Below are 12848 nucleotides of genomic sequence, written 5' to 3' on the forward strand. Positions count from 1 at the left end.
GCAATTTCAAAAGAATAGAACTTGTATTCTTTCGTGTTACTAATTCGATTAGGCATGAGAAAGAAAAGTGTGAATTTTTAAGAATGGGTTGGAAAAACTATGCCCATGATTAAAAGTACATTTTTCTATCTCATGCCTTTTTGTATGAAAATAAAAGGAGGAAGACCTTATGTTTAAAAAGCTTTTCGGTGTTTTACAAAGGGTTGGTAAAGCATTAATGCTACCTGTAGCAATTTTACCAGCTGCTGGTTTACTACTTGCATTTGGTAATGCATTTCAAAACCCACAAACACTAAAATATTTACCATTCTTAGATGCTAGTTGGTTCCAATTAGTTGCAAAAGTAATGGAAAACTCAGGAAGTATTATTTTTGGTAATTTAGCACTTTTATTCGCAGTAGGTGTTGCAGTTGGGTTAGCTGATGGGGAAGGTGTTGCTGGTTTAGCAGCAATTGTTGGCTTCTTAATTATGAATACAACAATGGGAACTTTCTTACATGTAACTCCACTTATGGCTGATAAAAATCCAGCTTATGCAAGCGTTTTAGGGATTCCTACAGTACAAACTGGGGTATTCGGTGGTATTATCGTAGGTCTTCTAGCCGCATGGGCATATAATAAGTACTTTAATATAGAATTGCCATCATATTTAGGATTTTTTGCAGGTAAACGTTTTGTACCGATTGTTACAGCTGCGTGTGCAGTAGTAATCGGTATTATTATGTGTTTTGTATGGCCACCAATTCAACATGGCTTAGATTCATTCTCACATAATATGATTGATGCAAATCCAACAATAGCAGCATTTGTTTTTGGTGTGATTGAACGTTCATTAATTCCATTTGGATTACATCACATTTTCTATGCACCATTCTGGTTTGAGTTTGGATCATATACAACAAAAGCTGGTACAGTGGTACATGGTGACCAAGCAATTTTCTTTGCACAATTAAAAGATAATGTAAAATTAACTGCAGGTACATTCATGGTTGGTAAATTCCCATTCATGATGTTTGGATTACCAGCAGCAGCATTAGCAATGTATCATGAAGCAAAAGAAGAAAATAAAAAAATCGCAGGTGGTATATTAGCATCTGCTGCATTAACATCTTTCTTAACAGGTATTACAGAACCAATTGAATTTTCATTCTTATTTGTTGCACCTGGATTATTTGCGGTTCATGCAATTTTTGCCGGACTTTCATTTATGACGATGCAACTATTAAATGTAAAAATTGGTATGACTTTCTCTGGTGGTTTAATTGACTTCTTATTATTCGGTGTGCTTCCTAACAGAACAGCATGGTGGTGGGTAATTATTGTAGGTCTTGTACTTGCAGTTATTTACTACTTCGGTTTCCGTTTTGCAATTCGTAAATGGGATTTAAAAACACCAGGTCGTGAAGACAAAGTTAATGAGAACATTGGAGGAGCTGCTTCAGCTGGAGAACTACCTTATGAAATTCTTCAAGCAATGGGTGGTAAAGAAAACATCGCTTCATTAGATGCTTGTATTACTCGTTTACGTGTTCAAGTAAACAGTAAAGATGGAGTTAATAAAGAGAGATTAAAAGAATTAGGAGCTGCTGGTGTGCTAGAAGTTGGAAACAACATTCAGGCAATCTTCGGACCTAAGTCAGATACTTTAAAATCACAAATGAAAGACATTATGTCTGGTAAAACTCCTGTCATTAAGAAAGAAGAAAAAACTGAAGTGAAAGAAGTAAAAAATACTTCAAATAAGGACGACATTATAAATCCTATTGAAGGTGAAATTATCCCGATCACTGAAGTTCCTGATCAAGTATTCTCAGGAAAAATGATGGGTGATGGCTTTGCAATCAAACCTTCTGAAGGTACAGTATTATCACCAGTGGATGGGGAAATTGTCAATGTTTTCCCTACAAAACACGCAATTGGAATCTTAGCTAACAATGGCCGTGAAATATTAATTCACATCGGTATTGATACGGTGAAATTAAATGGCGAAGGTTTCGAAGTTTTTGTATCACAAGGTGATAAAGTAACAAAAGGTCAAAAACTTGTGAATGTTGACTTGAAATTTGTAAAAGAAAATGCGCCGTCAATAATTACACCTGTTATCTTTACGAACCTTGCTGAAGGACAACAAGTTCATATCAATAAACTAGGTAGCCAAGCTAAAGGTGAAACAGGAATTATTACAATTAAATAAATAATTATTTGAAAATATTCATAAATTATTAGGGGGTGTATTGTTTGACATGCCCCCCTATAATTTATAAAATTAGCAAGTAAAACTCAGTTGTCTATACCAATTTATATAGGCAAAATATAAAGGAGATTGAAAATAATGGAAAAAACTTTTAAAGTAACTGCAGAATCTGGTATACATGCTCGTCCAGCTACACTATTAGTAAATGTTGCAGGTAAATTTAGTTCAGATATTAACTTAGAATATAACGGCAAAACTGTTAACTTAAAATCTATTATGGGTGTTATGTCTTTAGGTATTCAACAAGGTTCAGACATTAAAGTTGTTGCAAATGGTGACGATGCAGAGCAAGCATTAACTGCTATTGAAGATACAATGAAAAAAGAAGGCTTAGGCGAATAATGACTTTCACTATTAAAGGAATTGCTGCTTCAAGCGGAATCGCGATTGCAAAAGCTTTTCGTTTAGAAAATGCAGAGTTAGATGTTACTAAAAAATCAATTTCTAACCCTGAATCGGAAGTAGCTCGATTCGATGAAGCGATCAAAGTATCAAATGGTGAATTAGAAGTAATTCGTGATCATGCAAATGCTGAACTTGGTGAAGACAAGGCGGCGATCTTTTCTGCACATCTTTTGGTATTAAATGATCCTGAGCTTTTAAATCCCGTTAAAGACAAAATCAAATCTGAAAATGTAAATGCCGAATTTGCATTAAATGAAGTAGCATCAATGTTTGTTCAAATGTTTGAAAGCATGGACAACGAATATATGAAAGAGCGTGCTGCTGACATCCGTGATGTAACAAAACGTGTATTAGCACATCTTGTTGGAGTTACGATTTCAACTCCTGCTAGCATTACAGAAGAAGTTATTATCATTGCTGAAGATTTAACACCTTCTGATACAGCTCAGTTAAATCGTAAATACGCTCTTGGTTTTACAACTGATATTGGAGGACGTACTTCTCACTCTGCTATCATGGCTCGATCTCTTGAAATTCCTGCGGTCGTAGGAACAAAAGAAGTAACAGCTAAAATCCAAAACGGTACAATGGTAATCGTTGATGGATTAGATGGTGAAGTGATTGTTGATCCAACAGCTGAAGAATTAGCTACATATCGAGCTAAAAAAGATAAATTTGAGCAACAAAAGTTAGAGTGGGCTAAACTTAAAAATGAACCGACTGTAACGAAAGATGGGCACCATGTTGAGCTTGTTGCAAATATTGGTACGCCAAATGATGTAGAGGGAGTTTTAAATAACGGCGGTGAAGGTGTAGGTCTTTATCGTACGGAATTCCTTTACATGGGTCGTGATAATTTCCCAACTGAAGAAGAACAATTTGAAGCATACAAATCAGTACTTGAGAACATGGGTGAAAAACCAGTTGTTGTTCGTACTTTAGATATTGGTGGAGATAAGGAACTTCCTTACTTACACTTACCGAAAGAAATGAATCCATTTTTAGGATATCGTGCAATTCGTCTATGTTTAGACCAAAAAGAAATTTTCCGTACACAACTACGTGCGTTATTACGTTCAAGTGTATATGGAAACTTAAAAATTATGTTCCCTATGATCGCAACTTTAGATGAGTTCCGTGCAGCAAAAGCTGTATTAATAGAAGAGAAAGAAAAATTAGTTGCAGAAAATGTACAAGTATCTGATAACATTGAAGTTGGAATGATGGTTGAAATTCCTGCATCTGCTATCTTAGCTGATCAATTTGCAAAAGAAGTTGATTTCTTTAGTATTGGAACAAATGATTTAATCCAATATACTATGGCTGCAGATCGTATGAATGAACAAGTATCATACTTATATCAACCATATAACCCATCAATTTTACGTCTTGTTAAAATGGTAATCGATGCTGCAAATAAAGAAGGCAAATGGGCTGGTATGTGTGGAGAAATGGCTGGAGATTCAGTAGCAATTCCATTACTAGTAGGTCTTGGATTACACGAATTTTCAATGAGTGCTACTTCAATTCTTCCAGCACGTAGTCAAATGGCTAAACTTTCAAAAGCTGACATGGAAAAACTTGCTGAAAAAGCATTATCAATGTCAACTGCAGCTGAAGTTGTGGAGCTTGTAAATTCAATTTCTTAATGTTAAAAATTAGACTGTCTCAAGACTATTATTAGTCTAAATACGAGACAGTCTTTTGTTTATTAATCCCACATTAACGGGCAGTAAGACCACTACTTCAAGATTAAGAGAGATGCAAAGAAGATAAGTAAACGAGGAGGTTCGGTGGTTCGTCCGCGGAAAGCGAGTAGATTTTATCGAAACAATCTTGTTTAACAGATTCTATTGTTATAAAAAAAGCTACCCTGAAAATAACATCTAAAAAGACAATCTTTATTGGATGAATTCTTTATTTTCATTCACCATGTTGTGAACTTTATTAGCATGGATGTCTCTAAAAGATAGTTTCATTTGAGATTATTAATAATAAGTACAGAAGTTGATTACAATGGAAGGTGCGAGACTCCTGTGGGAATAGTGGGAAGGCTGAGACCCCGCAGAAGCGATAGCGACGAGGAGGCTCAGCTCACGCCCCACGGAAAGGGAGCAACCTGGAGTTGTAATCAACTAACGCATTCTAAATAGCTAAAAACAGCGTAAAAAAATAGGCAGTCCATTTAAGGAACTACCTATAAACACTTAAATCCAGATCGATGAATCCTGGACTGAAAATCTTGCTGTTTGATGGCCTGGAACTTTTTCTTTACCAACCGTAACAAGCATAGTTGGGAAGTAACGGTCTTCAATATTAAATTCTTTTACGAATGCTTGTGGATTGAATCCACCGATTGCGCATGTATTCCAACCTTTTGCAGATGCAGCTAAAATTAATTGCATACCAGCAAGAGAAGAATTTAGGATACCTTGTTCACGACGAATTTGCTCAGTACTATATGCATTTTCGACATTTTGTTTTAAATTATCTTTTGCTTCCTGTGTCATATAACCCGCTTCTACCGCTGGACCAAATACAGGATCAACATTTCTAAATGCTTCTTTATCTGCTAAGATTGCAATTACACATGAAGCATCAACGATTTGTTGCTGATTATATGCAACTGGTAATAATCGATTTTGTGCTTCATCGCCTTTGAATACAACAAATTTCCAATGCTGTAAATTCCATGCAGATGGAGCTTTTATAGTAGCAGTTAAGATTTCACTTATCTCTTCGTTTGTTATTTCTACATCATTTTGAAATGCACGAGTTGAATTACGTTGTTCAATCATGCTGAAAAATTCTTTGTTTTCCATATGAACCTCCATTATTTTATGTAACATAATTGGCATGTTTGCACTCCTAAATATAGAGAGAATTACATCTTTCGTCAAATAGTTTGCTCTGTCGATTTGTTTTATTATACATAAGATATCTGAGGTTATTAATGGAAAAGATTGTTGCTTTTAGGTTATGTAATTTAAAAGACAGACGTTGATTGGAACGGAAGGGTGCCCAGGCTCCTGTGGGAGATGCGGAAAGGCTGAGACCCCACAGGAGCGTATGCGACGAGGAGGCTCAGCTCACGCCCCTAGGAAAGCGAGCATCCTGGAGTGGAAATCAACTTACACATACTGAAATAGTAACTAATCAAAAATCTTGTCTAACAGAAAAGTAATTTCAGGGTAGCCAATGGAAACAGTAAGTAGGGAAGATTAGAAAATTCTGTTTGTTCGTTTTGACAAGGTTTTTTCTTTTCTGACAATGTAAAATATGATAGTTTAGACATATCATCTAGTTATAAAGGAGAGACTTAAATGTTTGAATTAAAGGGAAGTAATATAGGATTTATTGGAATAGGCGTTATGGGAAAAAGTATGGCCAAGCATTTAATGAATGCAGGAGCAAATTTACATATTTATAATCGTACAAAAGAAAAGGCAGAAGAACTAATCGAAATGGGTGCTAGTTGGTATAATACTCCTTCTGAACTAGCTCCTAATTGTGAAGTAATTATAACAATGGTAGGGTTTCCGTATGACTTAGAAGAGGTTTTCTTTAATGAGACTGGCTTACTAACGACTGCAAAAGAAGGAACAATTTTTATTGACTTTACGACCTCAACTCCATCATTAGCTAAAAAGATAGACCAAATTACAAAAGAAAAAGGAATGTATTCACTTGATGCACCAGTATCTGGTGGTGATTTAGGAGCAAGAGAAGCGAAACTAGCAATTATGGTAGGTGGAGATGAAGAAATCTTTCAAAAAATGTCCACCATCTTTAATAAATTAGGTCAAAATATTGTTTATCATGGCGTTGCTGGAAGTGGACAGCATGTAAAAATGTGTAATCAAATTGGTATTGCTGGAAGTATGTTTGGCGTTTGTGAAGCTTTAGCTTATGCAAAAAAAGCAGGTTTAAACGGTGAAAAGGTCCTCTCAAGTATCTCTACTGGTGCAGCAGGTAGTTGGTCACTAACGAATCTAGCACCGCGTATTTTAAAAGGAGATTTCGAACCTGGCTTTTATATTAAACATTTCATAAAAGATATGAAGATTGCATTAGATGAAGCGAAGAAAATGGAATTAGAATTACCTGGTTTATCTTTAGCAAAGGAATGCTATGAGCTGCTTGCAAATAAAGGGTTGGATGAAAAAGGAACACAGGCTTTATATATGATGTATGACCCATCACATCATATGGAGTAATGATATGGTTGGCTCTGAAATAGTTTAATGTTGTTTTTAGATCGTTTGATTAGACAGAGAATCCGCATCCACTGGTAAAAGTACTGCTGATACCATACAGGGAGGAACTATTGAGGATGCTTAGTAGTTCTCAACTAAAAGGAAGCGGATTCTCCTTAAAATAACAATTAAGTATAAGAGAGTCATCAGTTTAATAATAGAATTGAGGATAACAATTGAAAAATTTTACATTAGCAAAGTATTATCATCGTCTAGGAGCATTTTTTCTAGATTTATTTTTAATATCTTGTTTATATGGTATTTTAGAATCTCTTATTAATTTAAATATTAAAACGATTTTTAATCGCTTTTTTGTAACAACTGGCAATTCATGGATTGACTTTACTGTTATAACAGTCTCTCTACTTCTATTTTTGGTAGTAGTACCGCAGTTTAATAAAGGGATGACGATTGGCCAAAGAGTTATAGGGATTAAAATGATAAATGATCGATATGATGAAACTGATTGGAAAGTATTTTTGTATCGCTTACTAATTATCTATCCACTTACGATATTGTTTTTAGGAATTCCTTTAATTATTAACATCTATTTAATAGGTTATAGAAAAGATCGTAAAACAATTCAAGACTTAATTATGAAAACAAGTGTCATCTGGATTCGTTAAGTAAGATATAAATTAAATTTCTTTCTTGAAATAAAATAAAACGATGGAAAGCTATTAAAAAAATAGTTTACCATCGTTTTTTCTTTTTTTATTTGGTTTTTTTCTCAAAGATTGTTGCTTTTGAGATAATAAATGTTAAAGATACAAGTTGATTACAATGGAAGGTGCGAGACTCCTGTGGGAATAGCGGGAAGACTGAGACCCCGCAGGAGCGCGATAGCGACGAGGAGGCTCAGCTCACGCCCCACGGAAAGGGAGCAACCTGGAGTTGTAATCAACTAACGCATTCTAAATTAACAACGATGTATACGAAAACAGCCTTTTATTTAGCAGATCTTAATGAAACAATAAAACGCTCTAATCTATCACACGCGTTTTCTAACTCTTCCATTGAATAAGAATAAGATAATCGAATGTATTCGTCACCAAAACTAGAAAAAGCATTTCCAGGTATAACTGCTAATCTCTGCTCTTCAACTAATCTCAATGCAAATGTCATTGAATCCATGTTAAATTCGTTAATTGAAGGGAAAACATAAAACGCGCCATTCGGTTTTACACAAGGCAAATTCATAGCTTCAAGTCGTGTTAGTAGATAATCTCTTCTTTTATGATATTCAGTGACCATTTCTAATGGAGAATCAATGCAAGATGTTAGTGCTTCAATTGCAGCATACTGTGAAATTGAAGTTGCACATGAAACGTTGTATTGATGTACTTTTAATATTTGCATGGACAAATAGGATGGTGCAAAAATAAATCCAATTCTCCAGCCTGTCATCGAATGTGATTTACTTAATCCATTAATAATAATTGTTTTTTCTCTCATACCTGGAAAACTTGCAATTGATTGATGCTTTTCATCATATCTTAATTCGCTGTATATTTCGTCTGAAATAATAAATATGTCGCGGTCTTTTAAAAATGATGCAAGTGCCTGTATTTGTTCATTTGACATTGTAACCCCTGTTGGATTATTTGGATACGGTAAAACAATACAGCGAGTATTAGATGTTAAATATGGCTCAAGGCGTTCAGGTGTTAAAATAAATCCATCATCTGAAGTATCAATAAAGATTGGTTTTGCTCCACAAGTCGTAATAATTGGAGCATATCCAGGATAAATCGGTGCTGGTAAAATTACCTCATTGCCTTCAGTCAAGATTGTACGAAAAGCAACATCTAATGCTTGGCTTGCTCCTACAGTTACAATAACCTCATCAGAAGGATTATAAGTAAGATTATACTTGGATTGAATAAAATCCGCTGCAGCTTTTCTTAATTCAACTAATCCAGCATTTGGTGTATAAGTTGTTTTGTTTTCATCTATTGCTCTCTTAGCTGCTTCGCGAATTGGTTCTGGGGTAGGGAAATCTGGTTGGCCAAGTGTTAATGCTACAACTTGATCATATTTTTCAATCAGCTGAGAAAATTTTCGAATCCCCGATATTTCAATTTCTTTAACTTGTTTATTAATAAAATGTTCCATTATTTTACCTCGACAAAATAGATTGTACTTTAATTATTACCCTATTTTATCATACGATTGCTAAAAATTAATTGAAAGTGTATAAAGTAAATAGGAAAGTTTAATTTTAGGAGATAAATATGATATCTGTAATAGGAATTGATCAAAAGAAGAAGATTTTTAAAGATCTAACATTATCAGAAGCAAAATCTGAAAAATATAGTTGGTATTGGGTTGATATAAAGGAACCAACTACAGAAGAAATAGAAATTTTGAGCACGGAATTTCATTTTCATCCACTTGCAATTGAGGATTGTGTTGAATATGTTCAAAGGCCAAAAATTGATTATTATGAGGGATACCATTTTATCATTTTACATGAACTAAATAAAATGGAAATGGACGAAAATGAAATCGATCTTTTCGTTAGTGAACGATTTTTAGTTTCGTTTAATTTAAAGTCTAGCTCTACATTAGAAATAGTAAAAGATCAACTTTCTTCTGAAAAGAGAATGACAAAAAGCCCTTTACATTTTCTACATTTGATTATTGATCGGTTAGTGGATAGCTATTTTCCATTAATGTACCGTATTGAAGATGAGTTAGGTGATTTAGAATTTGAGCAAATGAAAAAGTCAGTAAATAAAGCGGTAGAAAGCCTTTATGATATTCGATCAGATTTATCAAAGATTAGGCGAACAGTATTACCGACAAGAGATTTACTATACCGAATTTTAAATTCAAGTCGATTTAAAGATTTATCTGAGCACCGTATCTATTTTGAGGATATTTATGATCATTTAATGAAGCTATCAGATATGATCGAGGCAAATCGTGATTTAGCTGCGGATATTAGGGAAAGCTATTTTTCGTTAAGTACAGAACATATGAATAATATTATGAAGACATTAACGATTATTTCTTCTTTTTTCTTACCATTAACCTTTATTGTAGGACTATATGGAATGAATTTTCATTATATGCCTGAGTTATCATGGAAATATGGATACGCTTTTATTTTGCTTGTAATGGGTTTGGTTACAGTAAGTATGTATATCTTTTTTAAACGAAAAGGGTGGTTTTAAGGTCGTCAGTTTTAGTTTTTGACGACTTTTTGTTTTTAATGAAGAGTATTGTTGTATTTTGTAAGAGAATGTAGAAATGTTTTTCTGAATAATTTGTAAAATTTATAAGAATTAATAAAGGATATGATATAATTTGTTGAAAGAAATGTAAGTGGAGGGTTATGGTTGCCTCATTTAAAAGATATCCTTATTCAATTTGCGATTATTATTATACCTGTATTTTTATATGAAATGTTATGGTTAAGTCGTTATCATAGTACAAGTCCGAAACAAAATCGATTATTAGTTGGGCTTCTTTCTTTTTTTAATATTATTATTTGTTTAATGTACCCCATAGAGGTAGGTAAACATTTTGGTATTAGCTTTAGTATACTTTTATTGTTCTCTGCTTTTTTATATGGTGGTCGATTAATCGGATTCATCGTACTTTTATCAAAAGGTGTTTTTATTTATGTATTATACGGAATTCATGCATTCAAATTGTTTCCGATCGAATTAATTGCTTGTATATTACCATTCTTAATTGCACCTATGTGGGTTGGCTATTCAAAAAGAAAGAAATTTGTACTAAGTTTAATTATGCCCACAATTCATCATTTAGCTATAATTGGACTGATATACTTCCGAACAATTTTCACAGATTTTAACTACATAAGGAATTATGAAACGATTCTCTCTTTAATCATCGTATTAACAATAATAACATTTACGATGCTATTTCATGTGTATATACGAGAATTTTTATTTGAAAATGCAGTTATTCGTGTTCAAATGCAAAAATCTGAAAAATTAAACATCGTTAGTGAATTAGCAGCTAGTGTTGCCCATGAAGTACGGAATCCTTTAACGGTTGTGAGAGGGTTTATTCAATTATTAGAGAACGAGGAAAGTAGAACAAATCGTGAATATTTTAAATTAGTATTAACGGAGCTAGATCGTGCGGAAAATATCATTACTGATTATTTAAATATTGCGAAACACCAAATTGAAGAAAGTAAATTAATCTCTTTAACAGATCAACTACATGAAGTGACGACCATTATGTCTTCTTTTGCTTCATTACAAGGCGTATTTTTGCAAGTAAATGTAGATGAAAATCTGTACATAATTGGAGATCGTACAAAAATCAAGCAAGCGATAATGAATATTCTTAAAAATGGTGTTGAAGCAATTCAAGAAACAAAAGGATATATAAAAATTGATGCATGTTTAGAAGAAATTAATGAAAAAAAATATGTGAAAATTATTGTAAAAGATAATGGTGTCGGGATGTCTAAAGAACAATTAGAAAGATTGGGAGAACCATTTTATTCTTTAAAAGAAAAAGGTACAGGCTTAGGCTTAATGGTTACATTCAGTATTATCGAAGCACATAAAGGAAAGATTGAATATTTAAGTGATAATGGAAAAGGAACTGAGGTCCATGTGTTATTACCAGCTGTAGAGCTAGAAGAAGGGAATAACAATGATTCAGTATAAAGAAAGGTGTTCTACGAAATGATTTGTATCATTTGAAGAACACCTTTTTTATATTGAATATTATCTAAAAGATTGTTGTTTTTGAAAATTTTAATTTTAAAACAGAAGTTGATTACAACGGAAGGTGCGAGACTCCTATGGGATTAGCGTAAAGGCTGAGACCCCGCAGGCTTGCCGAGGAGGCTCAGCTTACGCCCCATGGAAAGGGAGCGTCCTGGAGTTGTAATCAACTAACGCATTCTAAAATAGCAACAAAGTATAAATAAACGTCCTTTATATTTAATTTTTTTTATATTACTTCGTGACCTAAACAAATCTATTTTGTTTTTCAGGATTATTTTTTTGTTTTACAAATAAAGATTTAATAGATTGTTTCCAAGATTTTTTCTCCGTAGCAGCAATCATTTTTTTTGTTTCCTGTAATTCGCGAATCATTCTCATTACTTGGGCATCTCTGGTAATTTCACGTTCTTCAAGCTCTTCAAATAATTCTTCTAGTTTTTCATCTTTTTCCTCAATTACTGTGACAAGTTGTTGTAATTCTTCACTTTTTTCTTCAACTGAATGCAAGATTTTTTCTAGCTTTTGATCTTTTTCAATATTTTGTTGTATTAAAGTATTATTTTGAATTAAGATTTGTTCATTTTGCTCAGTTAGACCTGTGATTTTTGTCATGAACTCTTGAAATAATTCCTGATCATTATCATTCATAGAGGATGCTGAACTATGATGCTCGTTTAATACAATTATTTTACTATCTGAAGATTTATTATTTATTAATTCTATAGAATCGATATCATTTGATTGAGCGATTTGATCGAACTGTCGCTGTGTAGTTTCTTTGCTTTGATTGCTATCAGGATTGAAAGCTACTTCTATAATGTCATCCTTTTTTTCAATCTGAGTAGATTCATTATGTTGATAATTGTTGTGATTGTTTTCAAGGTATTGGGAAGTGAATGAATCGATATTATTTTGACCTGTTTCATTTATAGTAGGAGATGAGTTAATAGTAGATAAATACATTTTTACAGCATTATATAAATTGTTACTAAGTTTATACTCTTTGTAAATTAATTCAATTGAATGAATTTCAAGTTCATTAAATTTGCGGGTATTTCCATTTTTCAAAATAGAATAACCTTGTTTTTCTAATTCTTGACTAATACGCCTAACATCGGATTTTGAAACTTTTAATCGATTCGAAACATCACTCATTGTATATTTTGATTTCATCCATTTTCCTCCTGTTAAATCTATGTAAATACAAAATTC

The 12848-nt window shown here is 33.2% G+C and carries 10 protein-coding genes; 7 read left to right on the forward strand and 3 right to left on the reverse strand.

Annotation, left to right across the window (positions count from 1 at the left end; genetic code table 11):
- Positions 1-169 precede the first annotated feature (169 nt).
- The 3 genes from ptsG (at position 170) to ptsP (ending at position 4308) form a co-directional block, all read left to right on the forward strand.
- Positions 170-2194: a glucose-specific PTS transporter subunit IIBC gene (gene ptsG / locus J5Y03_RS05845; RefSeq protein ID WP_209403509.1), complete on the forward strand. Its 2025-nt coding sequence runs from the start codon at positions 170-172 to the stop codon at positions 2192-2194.
- Positions 2195-2332: 138 nt separating this feature from the next.
- Entirely contained in the window at positions 2333-2596 is a 264-nt protein-coding gene (locus J5Y03_RS05850; RefSeq protein WP_209403511.1) for a phosphocarrier protein HPr, read from the forward strand.
- Positions 2596-4308 (forward strand): phosphoenolpyruvate--protein phosphotransferase, encoded by a 1713-nt coding sequence (gene ptsP / locus J5Y03_RS05855; protein WP_209403513.1) that lies wholly within the window; start codon positions 2596-2598, stop codon positions 4306-4308. Before J5Y03_RS05850 ends, ptsP begins: the two co-directional genes overlap by 1 nt.
- Before the next feature lie 558 nt (positions 4309-4866).
- Here the strand turns inward: ptsP and J5Y03_RS05860 are convergent.
- Positions 4867-5481, reverse strand: coding sequence for a nitroreductase family protein (locus tag J5Y03_RS05860; RefSeq protein WP_209403871.1), 615 nt, complete (start codon positions 5479-5481; stop codon positions 4867-4869).
- Between the two features lie 501 nt (positions 5482-5982).
- On the opposite strand from J5Y03_RS05860, the gene J5Y03_RS05865 reads away from it, so the two are divergent.
- Both J5Y03_RS05865 and J5Y03_RS05870 read left to right on the forward strand, forming a co-directional pair.
- Complete coding sequence (locus tag J5Y03_RS05865; RefSeq protein WP_209403515.1) at positions 5983-6876, forward strand: NAD(P)-dependent oxidoreductase; 894 nt, start codon at positions 5983-5985, stop codon at positions 6874-6876.
- Positions 6877-7091: 215 nt separating this feature from the next.
- Positions 7092-7541 (forward strand): RDD family protein, encoded by a 450-nt coding sequence (locus J5Y03_RS05870; protein ID WP_209403517.1) that lies wholly within the window; start codon positions 7092-7094, stop codon positions 7539-7541.
- A 322-nt stretch (positions 7542-7863) separates the two neighbouring features.
- On the opposite strand, the gene J5Y03_RS05875 is transcribed toward J5Y03_RS05870, so the two are convergent.
- The gene (locus J5Y03_RS05875; protein ID WP_209403519.1) at positions 7864-9030 is read right to left on the reverse strand and encodes an aminotransferase A; all 1167 of its coding nucleotides are present in this window, start codon (positions 9028-9030) and stop codon (positions 7864-7866) included.
- A gap of 119 nt (positions 9031-9149) precedes the next feature.
- On the opposite strand from J5Y03_RS05875, the gene corA reads away from it, so the two are divergent.
- Entirely contained in the window at positions 9150-10094 is a 945-nt protein-coding gene (corA, locus tag J5Y03_RS05880) for a magnesium/cobalt transporter CorA (RefSeq protein ID WP_209403521.1), read from the forward strand.
- A 165-nt stretch (positions 10095-10259) separates the two neighbouring features.
- Positions 10260-11573: a sensor histidine kinase gene (locus J5Y03_RS05885; protein ID WP_209403523.1), complete on the forward strand. Its 1314-nt coding sequence runs from the start codon at positions 10260-10262 to the stop codon at positions 11571-11573.
- A gap of 306 nt (positions 11574-11879) precedes the next feature.
- Here the strand turns inward: J5Y03_RS05885 and J5Y03_RS05890 are convergent, their stop codons facing one another.
- A complete protein-coding gene (locus J5Y03_RS05890; protein ID WP_209403525.1) occupies positions 11880-12809 on the reverse strand; it encodes a DUF3967 domain-containing protein in 930 nt (309 codons plus the stop codon).
- Positions 12810-12848: the final 39 nt, after the last annotated feature.

The sequence above is a fragment of the Gottfriedia endophytica genome (assembly GCF_017814275.1).
GTDB lineage: Bacteria > Bacillota > Bacilli > Bacillales > Bacillaceae_G > Gottfriedia > Gottfriedia endophytica.